21 protein-coding genes are annotated in these 25,326 nt (G+C 32.7%); 20 read left to right on the top strand and 1 reads right to left on the bottom strand.

Annotated features, from left to right (window positions below; genetic code table 11):
* The first annotated feature begins 55 nt into the window (after positions 1–55).
* Positions 56–667, top strand: coding sequence for a hypothetical protein (locus HMPREF0629_RS03780; protein ID WP_009222043.1), 612 nt, complete (start codon positions 56–58; stop codon positions 665–667).
* A 255-nt stretch (positions 668–922) separates the two neighbouring features.
* On the top strand, positions 923–1,474 hold the full coding sequence (locus HMPREF0629_RS03785; RefSeq protein ID WP_039856583.1) for a flavin reductase: 552 nt from the start codon (positions 923–925) through the stop codon (positions 1,472–1,474).
* Between the two features lie 152 nt (positions 1,475–1,626).
* On the opposite strand, the gene HMPREF0629_RS08080 is transcribed toward HMPREF0629_RS03785, so the two are convergent.
* Entirely contained in the window at positions 1,627–1,782 is a 156-nt protein-coding gene (locus HMPREF0629_RS08080) for a hypothetical protein (RefSeq protein ID WP_009222045.1), read from the bottom strand.
* A 236-nt stretch (positions 1,783–2,018) separates the two neighbouring features.
* On the opposite strand from HMPREF0629_RS08080, the gene HMPREF0629_RS08180 reads away from it, so the two are divergent.
* The 18 genes from HMPREF0629_RS08180 (at position 2,019) to ppsA (ending at position 24,235) form a co-directional block, all read left to right on the top strand.
* Complete coding sequence (locus HMPREF0629_RS08180; RefSeq protein WP_083763158.1) at positions 2,019–2,093, top strand: 4Fe-4S binding protein; 75 nt, start codon at positions 2,019–2,021, stop codon at positions 2,091–2,093.
* Between the two features lie 4 nt (positions 2,094–2,097).
* Positions 2,098–2,901 (top strand): protein-ADP-ribose hydrolase, encoded by an 804-nt coding sequence (locus tag HMPREF0629_RS03795; protein ID WP_009222046.1) that lies wholly within the window; start codon positions 2,098–2,100, stop codon positions 2,899–2,901.
* The gene (locus HMPREF0629_RS03800) at positions 2,885–3,871 is read left to right on the top strand and encodes a hypothetical protein (protein ID WP_009222047.1); all 987 of its coding nucleotides are present in this window, start codon (positions 2,885–2,887) and stop codon (positions 3,869–3,871) included. Before HMPREF0629_RS03795 ends, HMPREF0629_RS03800 begins: the two co-directional genes overlap by 17 nt.
* Before the next feature lie 190 nt (positions 3,872–4,061).
* A complete protein-coding gene (locus HMPREF0629_RS03805; RefSeq protein ID WP_009222048.1) occupies positions 4,062–4,568 on the top strand; it encodes a hypothetical protein in 507 nt (168 codons plus the stop codon).
* A gap of 449 nt (positions 4,569–5,017) precedes the next feature.
* Positions 5,018–5,107 (top strand): hypothetical protein, encoded by a 90-nt coding sequence (locus HMPREF0629_RS08135; protein ID WP_255263843.1) that lies wholly within the window; start codon positions 5,018–5,020, stop codon positions 5,105–5,107.
* Positions 5,108–5,169: 62 nt separating this feature from the next.
* The gene (locus HMPREF0629_RS03810) at positions 5,170–6,312 is read left to right on the top strand and encodes an alpha/beta fold hydrolase (protein WP_009222049.1); all 1,143 of its coding nucleotides are present in this window, start codon (positions 5,170–5,172) and stop codon (positions 6,310–6,312) included.
* Positions 6,313–7,071, top strand: a complete 759-nt coding sequence (locus HMPREF0629_RS03815; RefSeq protein WP_009222050.1) for an EFR1 family ferrodoxin — start codon at positions 6,313–6,315, stop codon at positions 7,069–7,071.
* Positions 7,072–7,116: 45 nt separating this feature from the next.
* Positions 7,117–7,527, top strand: coding sequence for a DUF6608 family protein (locus HMPREF0629_RS03820; protein ID WP_009222051.1), 411 nt, complete (start codon positions 7,117–7,119; stop codon positions 7,525–7,527).
* A 464-nt stretch (positions 7,528–7,991) separates the two neighbouring features.
* The gene (locus HMPREF0629_RS03825) at positions 7,992–9,764 is read left to right on the top strand and encodes a DNA/RNA non-specific endonuclease (protein WP_039856587.1); all 1,773 of its coding nucleotides are present in this window, start codon (positions 7,992–7,994) and stop codon (positions 9,762–9,764) included.
* Between the two features lie 153 nt (positions 9,765–9,917).
* A complete protein-coding gene (locus HMPREF0629_RS03830; protein WP_255263844.1) occupies positions 9,918–10,736 on the top strand; it encodes a C1 family peptidase in 819 nt (272 codons plus the stop codon).
* A gap of 352 nt (positions 10,737–11,088) precedes the next feature.
* Complete coding sequence (locus HMPREF0629_RS03835) at positions 11,089–11,385, top strand: hypothetical protein (RefSeq protein ID WP_009222054.1); 297 nt, start codon at positions 11,089–11,091, stop codon at positions 11,383–11,385.
* 255 nt (positions 11,386–11,640) lie between these two features.
* Positions 11,641–13,020, top strand: coding sequence for an aldehyde dehydrogenase (locus HMPREF0629_RS03840; RefSeq protein ID WP_039856588.1), 1,380 nt, complete (start codon positions 11,641–11,643; stop codon positions 13,018–13,020).
* Between the two features lie 639 nt (positions 13,021–13,659).
* Entirely contained in the window at positions 13,660–16,767 is a 3,108-nt protein-coding gene (locus HMPREF0629_RS07835) for a Cna B-type domain-containing protein (RefSeq protein WP_009222056.1), read from the top strand.
* 484 nt (positions 16,768–17,251) lie between these two features.
* On the top strand, positions 17,252–18,292 hold the full coding sequence (locus tag HMPREF0629_RS03860) for a DNA repair exonuclease (protein ID WP_009222057.1): 1,041 nt from the start codon (positions 17,252–17,254) through the stop codon (positions 18,290–18,292).
* On the top strand, positions 18,282–20,600 hold the full coding sequence (locus HMPREF0629_RS03865) for an ATP-binding protein (protein WP_009222058.1): 2,319 nt from the start codon (positions 18,282–18,284) through the stop codon (positions 20,598–20,600). The genes HMPREF0629_RS03860 and HMPREF0629_RS03865 overlap by 11 nt, the downstream gene beginning before the upstream one ends.
* 2 nt (positions 20,601–20,602) lie before the next feature.
* The gene (locus tag HMPREF0629_RS03870; protein WP_009222059.1) at positions 20,603–21,286 is read left to right on the top strand and encodes a metallophosphoesterase; all 684 of its coding nucleotides are present in this window, start codon (positions 20,603–20,605) and stop codon (positions 21,284–21,286) included.
* Positions 21,283–21,831 carry a class IV adenylate cyclase gene (locus tag HMPREF0629_RS03875; protein WP_009222060.1) on the top strand — a complete coding sequence of 183 codons (549 nt, stop codon included), beginning with the start codon at positions 21,283–21,285 and terminating at the stop codon, positions 21,829–21,831. The genes HMPREF0629_RS03870 and HMPREF0629_RS03875 overlap by 4 nt, the downstream gene beginning before the upstream one ends.
* Before the next feature lie 49 nt (positions 21,832–21,880).
* Positions 21,881–24,235 (top strand): phosphoenolpyruvate synthase, encoded by a 2,355-nt coding sequence (ppsA, locus tag HMPREF0629_RS03880; RefSeq protein WP_009222061.1) that lies wholly within the window; start codon positions 21,881–21,883, stop codon positions 24,233–24,235.
* The last annotated feature ends 1,091 nt before the right edge of the window (positions 24,236–25,326 follow it).

Below are 25,326 nucleotides of genomic sequence, written 5' to 3' on the forward strand. Positions count from 1 at the left end.
TGAACAGTAGAAAAAGAAGAGTGGGAGTAGAGGAGCTTGAAAAGGAGATGATAAGTTGAATAAAAACAAATTGAGTTCTATTAAAGATATAATTATAGGCATATTAACGTTAGCAATAATAGGATATATTATTGTTTGGCTGTTAGGATTATTCATAGACTATGTAGAAAGTTTTGTTAATAGATTGAGTAATATGGATGCCGTTGTTATTGTGGCATTGATAACTGGTAGTGTATCAATTTTGGGCGTTGTGATTAGTTCGATAGTATCTAAAATAATAGAGTATCGACAAAATATAAAAAGATACTTGTATGAGAAAAAGGAAGAACCATATTCAGAATTTATTGAGATGGTGTATAAAATACAAGAGAATGTTAAGGAAAACAAAGAACATAATGATAAGGAAATGTTAGATGATATATTTAGTTTTTCTAAAAAATTAACACTATGGGGTTCGAGCAAGGTAATTAGAAAGTGGCTTGCTTTTCGTAAGATAAGCCAAGAACAAAATGATAATCCAACTGATAATCTTTTTATACTTGAAGAGATTATTTTTGAAATTAGAAAAGACATGGGACAAAAAAAGAGTGGATTAAAACAAGGGGATATTTTGGCTTTCTTTGTAAATGATATTAAGGATTATCTTCCTAAAGATAAAAAGAAATAATTAGGTGGACGATTGGAACTGGTACTGGAGCGGGTAAAATAATTTAAAAAAGAGCTTAAATTAGACAATTTTTTCCAGTGCTTAAAGAATGGAAAGTATGCCATTTAAACACTTTTAGACACAGTGAATGGTAGAAAAAAAGAGTGGAAATAAGATAGTAATAGCATCTATAAAGGATTAAATCGAGAAAAGCAAATTGAAATTGTAAGATAGTATGTAAAAGAAAAAAGTGGTAATTTGTAGAGGTAGATAAATATGGAATTTGAGCAGAAAGATTATAAAGTTTTTGAGATGTTTAATAAGGATTGGGCACTTGTTACTGCAGGAAATAAATCTGATTATAATTCCTGTACGGTTTCATGGGGGAGTCTTGGGAATATTTGGAATCATGTGGGAAAAAACAGGCCGATTGTTACAGTTTATATCCATCCTGCACGATACACCGGTGAATTATTAAAGAAGTATGATATGTTTACAGTTAGCTTCTATGGTAAAGAATATAAAAGAGCACTGGTATATATGGGTTCACACTCAGGATACAACGAGAACAAAGTGATGGGGGCGGGGTTGACACCTGTTGCTGTTGGTGAGGGTATAACTTATGAAGAAGCAAAACTCACACTTCTTTGTCGTAAATTATATATGCATCAGTTTACCAAGGATGATTTGGCTGATGAGATTAAAGAATATTATGCAGAGCAACCGAAAGTGTATCCCAACGTCACACCTGATGGAACGGAAGATGATTGGGAACCGCATTATATGATTATCGGGGAAATCATTGAAACTAGAGAATTTATGAAATAAATTTTAGTTTTATGTTATTTGGCAGGTAAATGACCTGCCTGAACCATAACTATAAATCAAATTCCATTTTGTATAAATAATCGAACAGTATAAAAATCTAAGCACATAACTTTAAGACCTAAAAATCTTTCAGCTATGTGCTTTTTCTTTGCCTATTTTATATCCGGTGGAATTTTAGCGGTTATACCTTTTCTATAAAACTTTACATTGCTTTCTTCAAAAGGAACATAATCTTTTTTCAGGCTGTCAGGGTAGTTTTTCTTCCAATCCTGTAATGCTTTTTTAGCCGGTGTATTCGGGATTTCCATAATTTACGATAACAGGTCTTTTATTCACTTCAATAGGGAAGCATTAATATAACGAAAAATTTAAAATCTATAAAAATGCGACAATAAAATGTCGGTTTATATTATATGAATGTCCCAAATATGATACAATAACTACATTAAAGGATGATTGCAATGAATGAATATATCGAATCAGAGATGCTGGAGTTAAAAAAAAGCAGTAAGTAATATTATGTTAGAAGGAATATTTAAATAGTATAAGAAATAATCATTGTCTATACTGTGGAAATTGTTTAACAGTTTGTCCGGTAAATGAAGTGAAAAGAAGGTGAAGTTATGAATAAGAATGAAATGCAAGAGCAAAGATTAAACTATCTTTTAGAGAAATTTAAAGCTGACTCTGATAGATATAAGAATATGGAAATTCCGAATAATATAAGTGAGAAACGGAACATTCTCCGTTCTCTTATGAATGTCCGTATGCCGAAAAAAATGTCCGATGAAGTGATAAAAGTGCAAGATGAATATTTATCTTTTTGTGCTAAGGAAAAAGGAATCGTAAAGTTGTCGGATATTCCTGTGATTAGAGAAAATCTATCTATTTGGCAAGGGGATATAACAAGGCTTGAAGTCGATGCAATTGTTAATGCGGCGAATTCACAAATGCTTGGATGTTTTGTTCCGATGCACACTTGTATTGACAACCAAATTCACACTTTTGCAGGGATACAGCTTAGAGAAGAGTGTAATCATCAGATGGATAAGTTAAGAGAAAAATATGGAAGAAATTATGAACAACCCACAGCCATTCCTATGCTTACAGATGCATATAATCTTCCTGCAAAGAAGGTAGTTCATATTGTCGGTCCGATAGTATCACGTGTGCTTACTGAAGATTTAGAAAAAGATTTGGCAGATTGTTATACCAATACTTTAGATATGTGTTTGGAAAATGGGTTAAAAAGTGTTGCATTTTGTTGTATATCAACCGGTGTATTTCACTTTCCGAATAAAAGAGCGGCAGAAATTGCTGTAAAAACAGTTGAAAAGTGGTTGCTGCTGCACCCTAACTCAATGGAAAGAATAATTTTCAATGTATTTAAAGATGAGGACAAGAAATATTATGAAGAATTATTGTGATAAAAAGGATGGGTATAGAGAAACAATTCAGAATGGGTTAATTGGAGTTAGGAGCTTCAGCGGAAGTATATCTATAGGGAAAGGAACAAAAGAAGAACAACTTAAAATATTGAAAAATGAAATTCAAAATGCAGAAGCTGTCGTAGTTGGTGCCGGTGCAGGCTTATCAACTTCTGCCGGTATGATTTACAGCGGTGAAAGATTCGAAAAGTATTTCTTTGACTTTGCGAAAAAATATGGAATAAAAGATATGTATTCAGGAGGATTTTATTCGTTTCCTGATAGTGAAACAAAATGGGCGTGGTGGGCAAGAAATATATACTTCAACAGATATGTTGAGCCGCCAATACCGGTTTATCGAAAGCTGCTTTCTCTTTTGGAAAATAAAAATTACTTTGTGATTACAACAAATGTTGACCATCAATTCCAAAGAGCAGGATTTGATAAAAACAGATTATTCTACACCCAAGGAGATTTCGGCTTATTTCAAAGTATTAATTCCAAAAATCAAAAGACTTATGATAATAAAAATTGGGTTATAAAAGCAATGAAAGCTCAAGGATTTGTTAAAGATCAAAATGGTGTATTCTCAGTACCTGATGATGGAAGAATATCAATGCAAATTCCATCAAGTCTCATTCCAAAATGCCCTGATGATAATTCAGATGTAACAATGAATCTTCGTGCTGATGACTCTTTTGTAGAAGATGAAGGGTGGCATAAAGCATCTGAAAAATACTACAATTTCCTTGAGAAAAATAGAAACAAACATGTTTTATTCCTGGAATTTGGAGTTGGGTCAAATACTCCTGTTATCATTAAATATCCGTTTTGGCAGATGACAATGACAAATGAAAAAGCTATATATGCGTGTATCAATTGTGGAGAGGCATTTTGTCCGCAAGAAATTGAAGGTAGGAGCATTTGCATAGATGGAGATATAGGAGAAGTATTAAACGATATAGAATAATCCAACTTGAAAAATGATAAAGTAGTGACAGCATGTTAGTATCATGATTGATACTGTTTTGATACTAAAAATAAGAAGAAGTGGGTTGTTGAATTTAGGTAAATTATTTTAAAAGCCTTCCATCGTTTTGCCGGGAGTCTTTGTGCAAATTGTGGTTGGTAAATTAGAGTTTTACAGAGGAGGGAATTTTATGGATATAATTCAGGCGATTCTTGATGGTATTGCCATAGCTGCTATCTTTAACGGAGCAGTGGCCGCTTTGGTACTCATTAATCCAAGATTCTTTTTTGATTCTTACCCAAAGGCCGTTCAGAAGGCTGCGCCCGAACAAATGACAAAACAAGAGAAAAATATAAATAGTATAATAACCGTCATTATTGTTGGAATTTGTTTCATTTATTCGATAACAAGCCTTTTACATACGGGAATTATTGGCTTTTGGAACATATTTTGGATGGGATATATTCAGTGGAGCTTATTAAACTTAGGAGATTTTTTATTGTTGGACTGTCTATTATTTCAGGGGAAATATAAGCAAAAGATTGTCATTCCCGGGACAGAGGGACACAAGGATTATGAATTTACTAATTGGATGAAACATTTGGCGGTTAAGGAACATTTTTTAGCAGCACCTTTTTTACTTATACCTATTATATCGGCAATTCAGGCTTTGCTTGTCGGCTTTTTAGGAAGATAGATTCCGGTTTGTGTAATAATTGAATAGTATAAATAAAGCGCATGACTTTAAGATTAAAATCTTTCAGCTATGTGCTTTTTTCGTGCAGGTTTTATATCCGGTGAAGCTTTAACACTTATACCGTCTTTATAAAATTTCACACTTATTTATTCAAATAATATCTTAATTTTTTCAAATATATTGTAAATCGACATTAAAGTATCGGTTTATATTTTATGCATGTTGTAAATGTAATCTTATTGACAGGAAATATAAGAAATATCAATTGTGTAATCTATGAAGATAAATATAGATGTAGCATGGCATCTTGTATTATGAATTTTAACATAGTATAATTAAGTATAATTTTGCATACCTATCATACTATGTATGGAAGGTAAATGTGAAATAAAAAAGATAGAAAATTACATGCGTGAACTATAAAAGTAGTAACTAAGGGACAAATTGTTATTCCGAAAGAGGATAGAGAAATTTTTTCTATAGAACCTGGAGATAATTTGCTCATACTTGGAGATGAAAGAAGAGAGTTGCAATTATGAATGGCGATATTGCAACAAAGTTTTGATTAGTATCCAAGAAGATTTGGGAGATGAAAGCCGATATGCTAAAAATTATTGCTGTATTACTTTTGCTTCTTGTTGTTTTTGTCGTACTCTATGCAATTAGAAATTTAAGTTATGATTATTCCGGAGAGAAGTTTAGAAAAAGCAGAGCTTTCAGTTTAGGGTTAAAAGAAAAACAGTTTTATTTGAATGATGGAAATGTCATAAATTATGTAGAAGGTCCAAACAATGGTTCGGCTATGTTATTATTGCACGGACAAATGGTAGATTGGAAAGATTATCGCTTTGTATTACCTGAACTGATAAAAGATTTTCATGTCTTTGCACTTGATTATTATGGACATGGAAAATCAAGTAAGAATCCTGATTTATATAATATTGAGCGTATCGGGTCTGATATTGCCTTGTTTATACAAGAAAAAATCGGATCAAGTGCTATTATTTCGGGACACTCATCCGGTGCGTTGATTGCAGCTTATATCGCTGCTAAATATCCGGAAAATTTAAAAGCGATTATTTTAGAGGACGGACCGTTTTTTGCAACAGAAAAGGTACGTGCAGAGAGCACATTTTCTTATAAAACTTTTCAAAATATTTACAATTATTTAGCTGAAAAACCTAATATCACTTACTTTGAATATTACTTAAACAATGATCCGATGCGTGCATTGTTTAACAAGGATGGAAAAGATAATTGGAATAAAATTGTGGCTAAACCTGCAATGAAAATATTTCGAAAGGATATGACAAAGATACCGATTATATGGTACTATACTCCTAAGTTAGGAGTTAATACTTTACTTCAATTGACAGCGAATTTACAGGATAAAACCGGTGATTATGATTTAAGGTTTGGAAGTACATTCTATGATTTTAGTTTTTTTAATTGCATAAAACAAAGGGAATTGTTAAAACAAATTCACATTCCAACTTGTATCTTTCATGTAAAGCCACCAAAAAACACAGCTCCTTCTTATTATAATGAAGAAGGAATTCTGATTTCTGCAATGGATGAAAAAGATGCCAAACTTGTCAAAGAGTTGATTCATGGTAGCATTTTAGTTGAAGGATTTGATTCTATGCACAATATTCATATTGAAAAACCAAAGGAATATTTAAAAAAAGTAATAGAATTTTTAGATGATATAGATGAATTGAAAATTATAGGAGAAAACACATAAGTGATAGGAATTTATTTAAGTGGAACCGGAAATACGAAACATTGTGTTGAGAAACTGGTATATTTGATAGATGATAAATCAAAGTGTCTTCCGTTAGAACATCCGCAGATTGTGCATATATTAGAGAAGCATTACATAATTGTTTTAGGATATCCGACGCAATTTTCTAATGCTCCATTTATGGTACGTGATTTTATTAAGAAAAACAGTTCTTTATGGAAAGGAAAAAAGGTGTTTTGTGTAAATACAATGGGGCTTTTTAGCGGTGACGGAACAGGGTGTACAGCAAGAATTTTAAAGAAATATGGCGCAGAAATCCTTGGGGGTTTACAAATAAAAATGCCTGATTCTGTTTGTGATAGTAAGTTGTTGAAAAAAGATATTGAAGAAAACAGACAAGTTGTTAAAAATGCAGATAAGCGTATTGAACAAGTTGCAGAACAAATCAGGTGTGGGAAATATCCTCAAGAGGGGCTATCGTTCATAGCACATATTAAGGGACTCTTTGGACAAAGATTATGGTTTTATCATAAAACTTTGGGATATACTGATAAATTAAAAATAAGCGATGCATGTATTGGTTGCGGTTTATGCAGTAGAGAATGTCCAATGGGAAATATTAAAATAAAAGATAAGAAGGCAGTTTCAGGAGAACAATGTACAATGTGTTACCGATGTATAAGTTTATGTCCTCAAAAAGCAATCACATTGCTTGGAGATCAGGTAATTGAACAATGTCGATATGAAAAATATAAATGATTAATCTAAAGAATAAAGCAAATTGGAATTTATGGAGATAGAATTATGAAATCTATATGGAATAATTGGTTAAAGCAAGCGGTTTTTATTTATTCTGTTTTATACACAGTTGCAACTATTTCTAATAGTGCATTATATATTTTGAACGGGCAATACGAAGACCCTAATGGTAATTGGCATGAATTGGATAGAGCAATTATTGTATTTATCATGATTCTTGCATACATGTTGATTAAAAATTTGAAATTGAAAAACTATTGGTTTAAAGCTATTGCCGTATATATTCCAACACTACTGCTTGTGTTTGGATATGTTTGGATGACAGGACTTAGGGAACCTTTGGCACCCTCTGCATATAGAGATATATTCATAAATTATACGATGGGTTATGTGGCTGTTTCAGTAGCCGGAAGGATAAAAACTTATATTAAGCCTAAGAACAATGAGAAAAAGTAGGTTTGAAGGAGAATTGTTGGATTTAAGTAAATTGTTTGGAAAGTTTTCCGCCATTTTTTGGAGAAGATTTGTAGAAACACTAATTTGTATAATAATTGAATAGTAAACGAAGCACATGGTTTTAAGGTTAAAATCTTTCAGCTATGTGCTTTTTCTATGTTTATTTTATTTGGATATGAATAATTTGTAAGTAGAATTAAATCAAATTATTGAGAAAAAAAGTAAATAATTATACTCAAAAGTTTTATGGTTTATTGCAATAAAGCAAAATATATAGTATTATTATAATAGAAAGAGGAATATTGTTTGATTAAAAATTTATATTTTATCTTTAAAAAATATAATATTTATGTGATATGACAATATGAATTTTTCAAATTGTAAAAATTTAAACAGATATTATTTAAATTATTGAAAGTTTGTTTTAACTTTTAGTAATGTTCATAAAAGAAAGGAGTGGTTTTATGTTGCGAGGTATTATTGAAGAAAAGGAAATTTCTAAAGAAAGATTTGAAGCAAAACAGAATCAAATTCAGGAGCAGGCTTTAAAGCGATTTGTTGAAAATAATTCTAAAAGGGATACTGCTATTGAAGAGTTGAGTATTAAGAATAATATTTTAAAATCAAGAAGAAAGGTGCTTAATGAATATGATTCGATTGCTATGGAGCGGATTATGGGGAAAAGTGATCTATTTCCAATTTCCTACTTGCAGATGGGAATCAATTCCGGAGATTCTATATGTCGCATTCAGATTCGTGATGATAAAGGGAGTTTTATTGGTTCTGGAACCGGATTTTTAGTTTCGGAAAATGTACTGATGACTAATAATCATGTTATTGATAGTATGAGAACTGCTCTAAATTCCCTCGCTGAGTTTAATTATCAAGATGATGTGAACTTTATGCCTTGTACTACGTGCTCTTTTCGCCTAAACCCCGAACAATTTTTTATTACAGATGAGGAACTTGATTTTACATTGGTTGCACTTAAAGATAATCCTTCAAGCGAGAAAAGTCCTAAAGATTTTGGTCATCTTCACCTTATTTCTGAAGAGGGAAAAGTTCTTGAGGGAGAATATGTTTCCATTATTCAACATCCAAACGGAGGACCGAAGGCGGTCACCATCCGTGAGAATAAGGTCAGTTCTATATTTGATGACTTCATACACTATCTAACCGATACCGAACCCGGATCCTCAGGGTCTCCGGTATTCAATGATCAATGGATTGTTGTAGCACTTCATCATTCGGGAGTGCCTAATCCTAATAAAAAGAATGCATGGATTGCAAATGAGGGAATTCGCATCAGTTCCATTTCAAATTATTTTGCAAAGAAATTCGACACTTTTACTGCAGAAGAAAAGATGTTCATTAGGGAAATTTTCCCAAACTTGGATATTTGCAGCGAGCCGGATTCTACAAAACCTGCTCCTTCTCAAAGAGATATGGGATACGACAGCACGTTTCTTGGATTGGAGCACAGGGTTGAACTTCCGCAACTCTCTGACGAGATGAAGAAGGATGTTTCCTGCATGAACAATGGGAGCTATGTTTTAGATTATACACATTTTTCAATTGTAATGTGTCGTTCGCGTTGCCTTGCTTATTTCACTGCTGTAAATATAGACGGAAATCAAGCTAAAAATATTAAAAGAAGTGGAGATAGTTGGAATTTCGATCCGAGAATTCCTAAAGAAGCTCAGTATGGAGATGAACTATATGCTAAAAATGATTTAGATCGTGGTCACCTTGTAAGAAGATTGGATCCGGTTTGGGGAGATAATGCTATGCAGGCAAATAGTGACACTTTTCATTTTACAAACAGCTCACCTCAGCACAAGAACTTAAATCAAAAGATTTGGCTTGATTTAGAAAATTATATTTTGCAAAATGCGCAAAATCATAACCTTAAGGTCTCTGTTTTCACCGGTCCGATATTTCGAAGTGACGATATGATCTATCGAGGAAAATTTAAGATACCTGCAGAATTTTGGAAAGTTGCGGTTATGATTAAGGACAATGGAGAGATGTCTGCTACTGCATACCTTCAAACTCAGAAAAATATGATTGAAAATCTTGAATTTGCCTATGGAGAATACAAAACCTATCAGGTTCCCGTTGCTCGCATAGAGGAAATTACAGGATTGGACTTTGGTGAACTGTCAAAATATGATCCGATTGCAAACATTGAATCATCAGGTATGGCAATTAGAGCTCCGGAACATATTAAGCTCTAAAAGGAGGTAATTATATTTATGAAAGTATTTTATAGACAAAGAAGATTTATGATGGGCGATAAGGCCGGTGAACCGCTTACTACAGGTTGGCTACCTCCTCTTCCTGATATGAGAGACTACTCGAATGAACACCCTGTTATATCCGAGCTTTCTATGAAACTTGGTATCAACGGATCAAACAAAACGGAAATCGCAAACAGCCTTCCCGACAGTGTTGATCTTAGAGAATGGTGCTCGCCTGTGGAGGATCAGCTTAGTTTAGGTTCCTGTACGGCAAACGCCGTTGTCGGCATGGTGGAGTATTTTCAAAAGAGAGCATACGGAACCCATATCGAAGGTTCCAGGTTATTCGTATATAAAGCAACGAGAAAGCTCATGCTTTCAACTGGAGATTCGGGAGCTTGGCTTCGTTCGGCGATGGGTGCTCTCGTATTGTTTGGGGTTCCTGATGAAAAATATTTTCCGTACACATTTGACGGAAAAAATGTGAATCCGGATTGGGACAGCGAACCCGATGCTTTCCTCTATTCGCTTGCAAATCATTACTCGGCTATTAATTACTTCTGTCATGACCCGCTTGGTAAAAGAACGTCGAAAAAAGATGTTCTAAGAAATGTAAAGACATATTTAGCCGCAGGTATTCCGTCCGTGTTCGGATTTTTTGGTTTTCCATCTTTTGAGAATTCGGATTCTCCGGGCTCAATTCCATATCCTTGTAAAAATGAACAGGCGGAATGGGGGCATGCTGTGATGGCAGTGGGCTATGATGATGATAAAGTTATTATTAATACAAAGAATAATGAGAAAACAAAGGGAGCTTTGATGATACGAAATTCATGGGGAAAAACTTGGGGACAAAACGGTTATGGCTGGATTCCATATGATTATATATTGGACGGACTTGCAGAAGATTTCTGGTCTATTATTTCAATGGAATGGATAGACACTAAGCAATTCGGCCTATCATGTTGAGAAAGATAAAATATCTATATTTACCGAATAGTATAAGATTAAGTATACAGTGTTAAGTAAAAATCTGCCGGCTTGTGTAGTCGGCAGATTTTTTGTTATAGTTTTAGACACTTGAGTACGAAAAATGCATAAAATAAAAACCACATACTTTATTACGAAAAATTATGTTGTAGAAAAATACTTTTATGAATACAATAGAGTTTCAAAATAAACAGTTATAAGTAATATGCTCTGAACATACAGAGTAAACAATAAGTCCGTATTTTTTGTTTAAACTTATAAACGAAGCTGAAATATGATATAATACCGGCAAATATTTAGAGAAAAAAATTTCAATTTGAGGTGGAGGAGTATGAAAAAAGGATGTAAGTATGTCGGGATAATTCTCAGTGCTATTTTACCGATAGTAACTCTAATGGATTTTAACGGTATTAATGTCGGTCATTTGTATAACTGGCTGTGGTGTGGCTTTTACGGTTGCATTATAGTTTGTATTTTGTCTAAATCAAAGATTTATAAGGCTGTGGCTATAATTTTGAATTTAATGGTAATTTCATTGTTGACACTCGGAGCTTTGATGGGTGGTATTTATGGATTGTGGATAATTTTACTTCATTTGCTGATTCCATTTTATTCGGCTTTAATTTAGTATTAATTATATCAATAAATCCAAATTTGCAGAGCTGAACAACCTAATAAATATAGTAAGTTTAGGAAACGGTAAATCAAATTGATTTACTGTTTTTGTTGTTTAAAAGCGGAAAGAAAATTGAAATAAACATCAATAAATCGGAAAATGTATCCGCTTTGAAAATCTTTATACCTAATCATTTTTGAAAAATATATGATATAATTCGTTTAAGCAGGTGAAAGAATAAAGAGATATAATGAGGAGAAATAACCTATGATGGAAAAGAAAAATATAGAATTAAAAAATATTGTTGAAAAACAGAAAAAATTTTTTAACACCAATACAACAAAGCCTGTTGCATATAGAATCGAGATGTTGCAGAAGTTGAAAAAGGTAATCGAAGACCATGAGGAAGTTATCCTTTCCTCATTATATGAAGATCTTTCAAAATCTAAAGCGGAGGCGTATATGACGGAAATTGCAATGGTATATGGTGAAATACATGAAGCACTGAAAAATGTGAAGAAATGGAGTAGACCACAGAGAGTAAAGGGAACTCTCAGTACATTTCCGGCAAGAAATTATATTTATTCTGAACCATATGGTGTTGTACTTATTATGTCACCATGGAATTATCCGTTCAATCTGGCAATTGCACCATTAGTAGCTGCGATTGTGTCGGGAAATTGTGCGGTTATCAAATGTTCAAAAGAGAGCAGCCATACGTCAAAGGTTATTGAAAAAATTATTAACGAAACATTTGAAGAAAACTATATTTTTTGTGTAGATGCAAATATTGATTATGATGAGGTACTTTATCAGAAGTATGATTACATCTTTTTTACAGGAAGTCCGAGAGTGGGGAAAATTGTAATGCGTGCAGCAAGTGATAATCTTATTCCTGTTTCCTTAGAGTTGGGTGGGAAAAGTCCATGTATTATTGATGAGACGGCAGATATCGAACTTGCGGCAAAACGTATTGCATGGGGGAAATTATTAAATGCAGGACAGACATGTGTATCAATTGACTATGTTGTGGTGCATAGCAGCATAAAAGATGTGTTTATTAAAGCTTTGCAAGAAGAAATCGGATTAAGATACTTTGATGCTGTAAATAATGATACATATCCGAGAATCATTAATGAACGTCACTATGAGAGACTATTGAATCTCATAAAAACAGAGAAAAATGTAATTGGCGGTCAAAAAAACGATAAAGAGCGAAAGATTGGACCTACTATTTTTCCCGATGTGGATTTTAACCATGAAATCATGAAGGAAGAGATATTCGGACCTTTACTGCCTGTTATTGAGTATGATGATATAAACGAAGTGATTCATATAATTAAAGAACGAGAAAAGCCATTGGCATGCTATATTTTTTCACAGGAAAAGAAAAATTCGGATTATATTATTCACAGTATTTCTTATGGAGGGGGATGCGTGAATGATGTAATTCTTCAGACTGCAAACCATCATATGCCATTTGGTGGCGTCGGTTACAGTGGAATGGGGGCTTATCATGGAAAAAGTGGATTTGACATATTAAGCCATAAAAAAGGAGTTGTAAGGAATAAAACAATCTTTGATTTACCATTCAGATACGCTCCGTTTAATGAAGCAAAGTTTAAAAAAATAAAAGGTATGATGTAATGTATAATGTATGGATGTTTTTTATATTGCTCTGTCATCTCTTGAATTGAGATGAGATTTCTCCATTTCGTCCTTTCAGGACTTCAGTCGAAATGACAAGGGTGGTAATGTAATCTCGATATATTTTTCTGTCATCTCGACTAAACACCGGAGGTGTGCATGGAGAGATCTCTTTCATATCATCATTTACCATACTTACACTTCTTTTATTATTGTGAGGGGGCGAAGGGAGTTGCGATTCTCCTTCATGTCCCCTCACGCTTCCCCATTACACCCTTAAAATGCTTTTGGGTTGTTTTCTATAATGCTTTGTCATCTCGACCGGAAATGAACGGAACGTAGTGCAGTGAATTGGAGTGGAGAGATCTCTTGACATTCTCATCCTATCAACTTTTTAAAAGTATTTAACATATATTTGATTACTGTAAAAAAGTATACTTTAAGTGTAAATAATAATAGATTTTGCTGTAATTTTATGATATTATGACTACAATAAAATTGTTGTGCGATTTAATATGGATTTTTGATATGAGGAGGTAATATTTAATTTATAGATTAACTGTAAATTAAAATTTAAGTCTATTTCCAAAATTAAATAGCGAACTTTGAAAAAAAACAAGGAAGGAGAATAAAAAATTAATGGGACAGAAAACAAAATTACAAAAAACAATAATTTTTTTCTTGGTTTTTTTAATGCTGTGTGGAGTTTTTGTACCGACACAAACCGGCAGTATGGTATATGCAAAAGAAGTAGAAGGAGATGTAATCACCGAGGCAAGGGTTACAAATGGAGAAGGTGTTCCATTTAAACCGGGAGAAAAAATTGGAGCATGGCAACCGTTCAGGGTATATGCGAAATTTAAATTGCCTGACAATATAGTAAAAGAGGGTGATACTACTACGATGACTTTGCCTGTAGGATTTAATACTTCAGCACCTAGCACATTCCAGATAAAGGATGCAGATGGTAAAGTCATTGCCAATGCAACTTTGTATAACGAAAAACCCGGAAGAATAGTCCTTACATATACTAAATATGTACAAGAACATTCCGGTGTTCAAGGAGAATTTTATTTTAATGTATCTGTTAATGCTGAGACACAAACGGGTTCAGGTAAGATTCCGGTAACTTTAACTGTTAATGGAAAAGTTATTCCTGCGGGTGAGGTTGACTATAATCCACCACATTTTACTAATACTCAATTTAGTAAAGCAGGTTGGATGACGGGTGATAAAACTGAAGGGAAATATGATATAAGAATTAACCAAGACAATGTAGTTCTTGTTAAAGCCAAGTTTGAAGATACAATTCAATCTGAAAATGTTTCATTCATTCAAGATAGTCTTGAAATATGGAATGGAAAATGGGAAAATCATGGCTCTTATGTAGTTCTTGGAGGCAAGAAAGATGTTACTCAAGAGTTTAAGGATGCCGGTAAAATTAAATTTGACGGTAAAAAACTTACAATTGACATTGGAGATTATCCTGAATCAAATGAAAAAAGAGGCTTTCAAATTCTGTACAAAGTTAAGTTAGGTTATGAACCGGTAGCTGGTGAAGAAATTAAAAACACAGCAAAATTAACATATGGCGAAGATAATTATAGTCAAGAAAGTACTTATAAAATTAAAGATGCCGGCGGTACTGGCGAAGGCTATGTATATAAAATCCAGATACTAAAGACAGGTAAGGATAATACACCATTAGCAGGTGCAAAGTTTGATGTTATTCGTGTTCGCAACAATCAAACAGTCGGAACAATTACTACAGATTCAAATGGAAGTGGTGAAATTGGAAATCTACTCAAAGATGAGTACAAGCTTGTTGAGACCGAAGCTCCTAAAGGTTACCAACGTTTAAAAGAGCCTATTGAAGTCAAAGTTAGTGACTTTGGAGATAACAAAATCGCACTCAAAACTATAGAAAATAAACCTGAAGAAAAGGTAGAAGTTTCTGTAGAAAAGAAATGGGTTGGACCTGCCAAAGATTCTGTTCTTGTAGAGCTTAAAAAAGTTGGAAGTAACGATGTTTTACAAGAATATGAATTAAAAGCAAGCGACAACTGGAAACATACATTTACAAACTTACCAAAATATGAAAATGATGGAACAGAAATCAAATACGAAGTAGTTGAAAAAACTGTACCGAATGGATATGAAGTATCTGTTTCAGGTTCAATGGAAAACGGCTTTATAATCACAAATAAAAATGTAGAGAAAGTCGATGTTTCTGTAGAAAAGAGATGGGTCGGTGCAGTAGGAAATTCCGTAACTGTACAACTTAAGAAAGTTGGCGATGAAACTGTACTTCAAGAAAAAGAGCTTAATGCAGCCGGAAATTGGAAACATACATTTAAAGACTTGGATAAATATGCACCGGACGGTTCACTTATTGAGTACAGGGTAGTAGAAAAAACCGTACCGAATGGATATACAGTTAGCTATGGAGTAGATTCAATAGGAACTTGTATAATTAAGAATACACAAAATAAAATAGAAGTAAAAGTAACGAAAAAATGGGAAGGTATAACAGAAAATTATCCTACCATTAAATTACAACTTTTAAAAAATGGACAAAAAGAAGGCGCTCCGGTTGAACTGACAAACGGAACTACAACTCATATTTGGACAAATCTTAATAAAACAGATGAAAATGGAATTGATTATGTTTACACAGTTAAAGAAGTAGGCGAAAACGGAAACAATATACAACTTGATGGCAACTGGTACAAGGTTACTTACGGTGGAGACCAACAAACAGGATTGACTGTAACTAATAAGAAACTTAAACCATGGACACCGATGATACCACCAACAAGAGATATCAAGGTAACAAAGCTATGGGTAAACAGTAACGGAAACCCAATAGTTCCGCCAACAAATAAAATTATAGTAGAACTATACAAAGACGGAAAAGCTACAGGAAAAACACTTGAACTAAGCGAAAGTAATAATTGGAGCGGAGTATTTAAGAAACTTGAAGTAGCAAACGGACTTGGAAGTACAGACTACTATAAATACACAGTTAAAGAAGTAGGCGAAACAGCAGGCTCAATAAAATTCGACGGTAAGTGGTTTAACGTAAGTTATACAGGAAACATGAAAGACGGATTCACTATAACTAATCAAAAAGAAAGACCATGGACACCAATGGAACCGCCTACAAGAGAAGTCAAGGTAACAAAGCTATGGGTAAACAGTAACGAAAGCCCAATCATTCCGCCAACAAATAAAATTATAGTAGAACTATACAAAGACGGAAAAGCTACAGGAAGAACACTTGAACTAAGTGCAAGTAATAACTGGAGTGGAGTATTCAAAAACCTTGACGTGGCAAACGGACTTGGAAGCACAGACTACTACAGATACACAGTTAAAGAAATTGGAGAAAACGGCAATACAATTTTATTTGACGGAAAACTATACAAAGTAGTCTATGGAGGAAACATGAGAGACGGCTTCACAATAACCAATGAAAAAGAAGACCCGCAAACACCTCCAACACCGACACCAAACAATCCGACACCAAAAGAGCCTACACCAAAGAATCCTGAAAAACCGAACAATTCGATAACACCGGAAAAGAAAGTACCTGACACACCAAACAACAAACCGAAAGTAAACATAAACAAGACAATACCAAAGACGGGAGATATAACAAACATATCTCTATATATCGGATTGATGTTAGCGGCAGGAACATTACTGGCACTAATCGAATACAGAAGTAAAAAACAATCAAAATAAAAGGGAAAATAACAAATCCTTTTTAAACAATTAAAACAAACCATATAACAGAAAATAATTTCATTGTTGTAATTGGAGGACTATTCATTAAAGTGGATAAGTCCTCCTTTTTCCATGTTTATGTCATCTCGACCGAAAATGAACGGAATGCAGTGGAGTGAATTGTAGTGGAGAGATCTCTTGAGTTGAGATGAGATTTCTCCGTTCCGTCCCTTCGGGACTTCAGTCGAAATGACAAGAGTGGTAGGTTGTCAGGATTCCAGTCGAAATGACAAAAAAAGAATGTCATCTAGACTAAACACCGAAGGTGTGCATGGAGAGATCTCTTACGTCAAAATGACAAAAAAACAATGATAATGTCGAAATAACAAGAAAGTATTATATTCTGCAAAACTATAAAAATTAAATACAAATTTTATTTACTTATCTTAATTACTTTTAAAATTTATTTAATATAATATGTTATAATTATTTTGGTGATTAAATGAGAATTTTACATACTGCAGATCTTCACTTAGGTAGATTTTATAGAGGTGAATTGCCGAAAGATATAGCTATTTTAAGACGTGAAGAGCTTTGGAAAAGTTTTGAGAATACAATTGAATATGCAATAGGTAATAATGTGGATGTGCTTTTAATTTGTGGAGATGTGTATGAGAGAGATTTTTTTACCGCTACAGATATGCTTAGGTTTAAAAAATTACTTGATAAGTTGGAAAATACAGAAACATTTATAATTGCAGGCAACCATGATTATTTAAGTGATAATTCCTTGTTTTTTAATGTCAATTTTTCAGATAAAGTTCACATATTCAAGGACGAGGATTATTTTGAAGTTCCACATTTGAATTTGAGGGTATATGGAAGGTCATGGGACAGACAGTTTGATTTTGATACAAAATTGGATTGGGAACTTGATTTGAATTATACAAATCTGCTTATGCTGCATGGCATGGTAGATGATAAAAACTATTTTGGAATAGATAATACTTTTATTAAAGCTTCAAAATTTGATTATATAGCACTTGGACATATTCATGTAATGCAAAAAATGTCGGAGAGATGTTATTATAGCGGAACACCTGAACCTCTCAGTTTTAAGGACATCGGCAAGAGAGGATTTATAATTGCGGATATATCCGGAAAAAATATATCTGTTAGAGAAATAGATAACTCTATCAGAGAATACAGACAATTTGAAATTAATATAGACATGGAAATGAGCGTAACAGATGTAGAAAATAAAGTAATAGAATTATTAAACGGAAGTGAAAATAATTTCAATACGGTTATATTGAAAGGATATTTTAGTGTTCCGGAGTATTTGATTAGTTATTTAGAAGCATCAATTAATTATTTTTATGTAAAATTTTTAGATGAACTTCATGTTGAATACAGTATGGAGGAACTTTTAGAAAATAATAGAAATAATTTGATGGGGAAATTTATATTGGAGATGCAATCGGATAAACTTGCACTTGAATATGGTGTTAGAGAACTTTTGGCGGCGAGAAATGAAAATTAAAGAAATAGGATTAGTAGAATTTGGAAAATTTCATAAACATATAATAAAATTAAATGATGGATTAAATCTTATAGAGGGACCGAATGAAAGTGGAAAGTCGACTATATTTTCATTTATAAACGGAATACTTTATGGATTTGCAAAACCGTCAAAAAATAGAAGAAGTTTTGAAGAAGACTTAGAAAAATATAAGCCTTGGGTTGGTGATGATTACAGAGGCTATTTAAAGTTATATGACGACAAAACTAAAACCGAGTATATTGTAGAGAAAGATTTTAACAAAGAGAAACTTTCGGTATTAAACTTAAATACAGGAGAACAATTAGAAAATAGAGATGAGTTTACGACATTTTCTAAGGTAAAACAGGCAGGAGCATATTTTTTCAATGTTGACAGCAAAGTTTTTTCAAATACATTTTTTATAGGACAAAAGAACTTAAAAATAAATTCCGATTCTTATGAATCAATAAGAAATGAACTTGAAAAATTTGCTAATGCAGGTGATGAAAAATATGATGCAAATCTTGCAATATCACTTCTTGAAGAAAAATTAAAAACTATTGGAAGGGAAAGTATTTCTAAGAGTGAGATTGGTGTATTAAACTCTAAAGTAAATCGATTAAATGCAAAACTGTTGGAGTATGACGGAGCAGAAGATGAATACTTAAAGCTTAAAGAAAGAGAAAAATCGATTGATAGGGAAATAGATTCATCTAAGAAAAATATAAGCATAGAAAGAGAACTTTCTGAACAAGCAGACTATAATAATATCATATCTATGACAGAAGAGTTAAAACACCTGAAAGAACTCCAAAAAAACAATTCAGGTATTAGTGCGGAAGAATATCAGAAAATAGTTGAAATTGACGAAAAATCAAAGAACTTTAAAGAAAAGCTGAAGGAATTGCAGTTTGAGGATGTTACAGGAGATAAAAGTATAGACGGGAGATATTACAATCAGCTTTTATCGGATTATAACGAAGTAAAAAGATTAAATAAGAGAATTTTAGAATTAAACAGTATAAATTATTCAAAGGAAATGGAAATACTCTCAAGAGACATTATCGTAAGTACTTCGAAAGCCAATAAAAACTTAGCTAAAATAATTTTTTCACTATTTTTAGTAGGTCTAATAGCGGTATCATCTTTGATATTTAAAAAGTATTATATCAATGTAATCAGCATATTTATTTTAATATACACATATCTCAGAATAGCTGAGTATAAAATTTCAAAAGATGTTGTCAAAAGAGTAGAAAGCAGAATAGATGAATACCATAAATTATCTGATGCAAAAACTGCTGAAAAGAAAAAAATGGATGTGGAATTCCAAAAATTTTTAGATAAGTACAATGTAGATGATATAGCCAACCTTGAAGATGAAATATCATCAAAATGGGATGAAGCAAAAAAACACAATATAAGGATAGAACTGAAAAAAACCGAAACTGCTAAAAAACAAAAAGAGATAGAATTTTTAAAAAATGAAATAGAAAAGATAGAAGTTGAAATTCAAAGAATATGTGTAAAAAATAACGTATCTACTATTTTAGAATTAAAAGAAAAATTTAAAAATAATATGGATTCATCATCTATAGAAACAAAAATACAGGGACTTAATAAAATAATAGAGCTTACTCTTAAAGGACGCAATTTAGAAAGTTTAAATCATGGCATAGATGTCTGCGATATTGAAATTAAAGCAGATAAAGACCAACTTAAAGAATTGGAAATAGAACAAGCTAAACTTGAAAAGGAAATTTCAATTTGCGAAGAAAAATTAAAAGAAAAGCAGTCGCTGGTTGAGGACTTGAACTATAAAAAAGAAGAACTTTCGGAAAAGACGGAACATAAAAATGCAATAACAAGAGCGATAGAAAAAATAAAAGAACTTTCAGAGAAAAGCAAAGTTGAAATTTTGCCGCAGCTTACAAAAAATATAGCACACTATTTAAAATTAATAACCGATAAAAAATATACGCAGCTAATTGTTGACTATGAATTTAATATAAAAGTCTTTGATGAAGACGTAAAATCATATATAGATGCAAAAAATCTGAGCAACGGAACATTAGATCAGCTATATTTTTGTTTCAGGCTTGCTCTTTTAGATATGATAATAAAAGATGCACCTTTATTTTTAGATGATATATTTATTCAATATGATGATGAAAGATTTTTAAATACATTAAAATTTATAGAAGAAGAAAGCAAAAAAAGACAAATAGTAATATTTTCTGCAACAAATAGAGAAAAAAGCGCTCTTGATAAAATCGGAGCAAACTATAATTATATAGAAATGAGGTAACTATGATTTGGGCATTAGGGGATTTACATTTTGATCCGATAGGAGATAAGCCCATGGATATATTCGGAAAGAAATGGATAAATCATGAGGGCAAAATCATTTCCTATTGGAAAGAAAAAGTATCTGATGATGACTTGGTATTATTGCCGGGAGATATAAGTTGGGGCTTAAAATTAAAAGATGCACTGTCTGACTTGCAAAAGATAGACGCACTTCCAGGAAATAAAATAATATCGAAGGGGAACCACGACTATTGGTGGGGTTCATTAAGTAAAATGAATAGCTTGGGATTAAAAACTATAAAATTTTTAAACAATAACAGCTATGTTTATAATGATATAGAAATATTTGGAAGTAGAGGCTGGATGCCAAAAGATTTTCAGGACTTCAGTAAGAATGATGAAAAAATATATCAGAGAGAAGTTCTCAGAATAAAAAATTCTCTTGAGAGCGGAACCGGAGCAAAGAAAAAAATTGCGATGATACATTATCCTCCGTTTAATCAAGATTTTACAACAAATGAATTTTCAAACCTTTTTAGTGAATACGGAATAGATATTTGCATCTATGGACATCTTCACGCAGATGGACATAAATATGTTGTAGAGGGAAATATAAACGGAGTAGAATATATTTGTGTTTCCAGCGACTATGTAGACTTTAAAGTGCAGGAGTTAAAAATATGATTGAAAGAGAAATAGAAGTAAAACTGCTTGGACTTGATATATATGAAGTTGAAAAAGAACTTATAAAAAGAGGGGCAACTTTGATAGCAAGAGAATATCAAGAAAATTTGAATATAGACTCAAGTGTAAACCCGATAAAAAATAATGCAAAAGGTTATCTTAGAATAAGATATGTAAAAAATCTTTTAAACAACGAAGAAAATATTTATATAACATTTAAAGAACAAATAACAAACAAAGGTGTTAGAGAAAATATAGAACATACATCTGAAATAACGGATAAAGAGCAAATGATCAGCATTTTAAAATTGCTCGGCTATGACATATATGACATTGGATATAAAAATAGAGTATCATATATGTATAAAAATAACAGATTTGATATTGACACATGGGATAAAAACACATATCCGTATCCATTCATTGAAGTAGAGTCAAAAAATGAGCAGGAATTATATAGTATAATAGATGAGCTCGGAATAGATAAAGAGGCTATATCTACAAAGTCCATTGCAGAATTAAAAAAATCTGTAAAAATAGTATGACATATTAAATAAATATGATATAATAGTTACAAAGTAAAGGGGGATTAAAATGTCACAATATACTTATATTAAATGGTTTAACGAAATTAACAAGGAAGATATATCTTTGGTTGGAGGAAAAGGAGCCAACCTTGGTGAATTAACTCATATGAATTTACCTGTTCCACCGGGGTTTTGTGTAACAGCAGGAGGATATGATAAATTTATAGAATACGCAGAACTTGATGAAGTAGTTAAATTTTTGATGGAATCATTGGATGTTGATAATGTAGATTCTCTTACAGAAGTAAGCAAAGCAATTCAAAAGAAAATCAATGAAAGCAAAATATACCCTAAATTAGAAGAAGAAATAGTTAGTGCATACAGAGAATTTTCACAAAGTATAAATGTAGTAGATCCTGAAGTGGCAGTAAGATCATCAGCAACAGCGGAAGATCTTCCGGACGCATCATTTGCAGGGCAACAAGACACATATCTTCATATCAGAGGCGAAGAAGAACTTATAAAACACGTTAGAAGTTGCTGGGCATCACTTTGGACATCAAGAGCAATATACTACAGACAAAAACAAAATTTTGATCACTTTAACGTATCATTGTCGGTAGTAGTACAAAAAATGGTAAACTCTGAAAAATCAGGAGTTATGTTCACAGCAAATCCGATAAATAACAACAAAGACGAAATGATGATTAACGCAAGCTGGGGACTTGGAGAAGCTGTAGTTTCGGGAATAGTAACGCCTGATGAATATATAATAAATAAAAAGACCGGAGAAATAGTAGAAAAAAATATTGCCTCAAAAGAATTTATGGTAATAAAAAAATCAATCGGAGTCGGAACAGAACAAGTAGACGTAAAAGAGCATCTTGGAGAAGAATATATAAACAAAGAATGTTTGACAGATGAAGAGCTGAAAACTCTAATTGAAAGAGGAATAAAAGTAGAAACACTATATGGAAGTGTTCAAGATACAGAATGGGGATTTGACAGAGACACTAAAGAATTTTACTTCTTACAGTCAAGACCTATTACAACATTAAAAGAAGAAAAGAAAGAAGTTTTAAAACCGTTAGTAAAAGGACTTCCTGCATCACCGGGAATAGGCAGAGGACAAGTAAGACTGATAAAAGATATTTCAGAAATAAACTTAGTTCAAGAAGGGGATATACTTGTAACAGAAATGACAAACCCTGACATGGTACCGGCAATGAGAAAAGCGGCAGGAGTAGTAACAGACGAAGGCGGAAGAACATGCCACGCTGCAATAGTATCTCGTGAATTACAAATACCATGTATTGTAGGCTCAAAAAATGCAACAAAAACACTAACAGATAAAATGGAAGTTACAGTAGATGCCACAAGAGGAGTAGTTTACGAAGGATACGTTTTAAAAGAAGAAAATAAAGAAGAAAAACAATCGACAGGCGGTCAATCAGTATTACAAGTTACAAAAGATTTGACAATGAGTTTAAGAAACTTGGTAGCACCCGTAACAGCAACAAAAATTTATATGAATCTTGGAGAACCTGAGTTGATTGAAAAATATAAGGACCTTCCATTTGACGGAATAGGACTTATGAGAACAGAATTTATATTTACAAATATGATAGGCGCTCACCCTATGTATTTAGTAAAAACAGGCAAACACGATTTAATGATAGATAAACTTGCAGAAGGAATATCAAAAGTTGCACAAGCAATTTATCCGAGAAGCCTTGTAGTTAGAATGAGTGACTTCAGAACAAATGAATTCAGAGGATTAAAAGGCGGAGATGAAGTAGAACCTATAGAAGCAAATCCGATGATTGGTTGGAGAGGAGTTTCAAGATACATTTCGCCGGAATACGAAGAAGGCTTCAGACTTGAATGTAAAGCAATGAGAAAAGTGAGAGAAGAATACGGATTGACAAACGTAATTGCAATGTTGCCGTTTGTAAGAACACCCGAAGAACTTGTAACAGTAAAAGAAATAATGGCAAGCGAAGGATTAAAACAATCAAAGAACTTCAAAATTTGGATAATGGCGGAAGTACCTGCAGTAGTATTCCAAGCAGAAGAATTTGCAGAATTAGTTGACGGATTCTCAATAGGCTCAAACGACCTTACACAACTTGTAATGGGAGCAGACAGAGATTCAGGAGTGCTTAATAATATGGGTTACTTTGATGAAAGAAACGAACCGGTTAAGAGAGCACTTAAAATATTAATAGACGCTTGTAACAAAAAAGGAAAAACTTGTTCAATTTGCGGACAGGGACCAAGTCAATATCCGGAACTTGCAGAATATTTAGTTGAATGTGGAGTTACATCAATGAGTGTAAATCCTGACACAGTAGAATACACAAGAAGACTTGTAGCAAGTGTTGAACAAAAAATGATATTAAAAAAACTTAGAAATATGTAATTAAATAAAAAAATAGCAAGAGCTTTTGATATAGCAGCTTTTGCTATTTTTTTATTTCAATATCATTATTTCCTTTGTTATTTTAATTGAAGAGATCTCTCCATGCACACCTTCGGCGTTTAGTCGAGATGACATTGTTTTTTGTTATTTCGACGTTGTCATTATATTTCTGTCATTTCGACTGTAATGCTGTTAGCATTTTTTCCCTTGTCATTTCGATTGTAGTCCTGAAAGGACGAAATGGAGAAATCTCATACAATGACAAAAGAAAAGAGATCTCTCCACTTCAATTCACTCCACTTTGTTTCGTTCATTTCCGGTCGAGATGACATACTACCCTTGTCATTTCGACTGGAATGCCTTCAGGCATGAAATGGAGAAATCTCATCTCAATAAAAGAGTATTATAAAAAATACCCCAAAAGCGTTTTAAGGGTGTAATGGGGGAGCGTGAGGGGGCATGAGGGAGAATCGCAATTCCCTTCGCCCCCTCACATTAATAAAAGAAGTGTAAATATGATAAATGATGATACTTTTTTGTCATACTGAGCGAGCGAAGCAAGTCAAATGTATCTAATACAAGAGATCTCTCCACTCCAATTCACTCCACTTTGTTCCGTTCATTTCCGGTCGAGATGACATGAGGGGTACAATAACAACACAAAAAAGTATTATAAGATGACAAAAAAAGTAAAAAACACTTCAATAAAACAACAGAAAAAACACCTGAAAACATTGAAAAACAGCCAACGAATCACTTTGCCAAATTGATATAAATTTGTAATACAACTGTAATTTTACTTTTATTTCAAGTAGTGTATAATATAACAAAGAGGAACAATGACAACTAAATATTAATTGGCAAAAATTAATGTTTACTTGCCTACCTCTAAGCTGTTTCGTTCAAACAGCAAACAAAAGTTTAAGACTTTTGTAGGTCTACAAAATTTTTAAGGAGGTCGAAAGACAAGATGAACAAGAAATTTTTATCACTAGTACTTGCATTAGTAATGGTACTAGGAACATTCACAAGTGTCTTCGCCGCTGAAGAAACAAAGAAAGAAGAAGTTAAGAAGGTAGAAGGAAAACAAC

The organism is Peptoniphilus sp. oral taxon 386 str. F0131 (assembly GCF_000090945.1).
GTDB lineage: Bacteria > Bacillota > Clostridia > Tissierellales > Peptoniphilaceae > Anaerosphaera > Anaerosphaera mikwangii.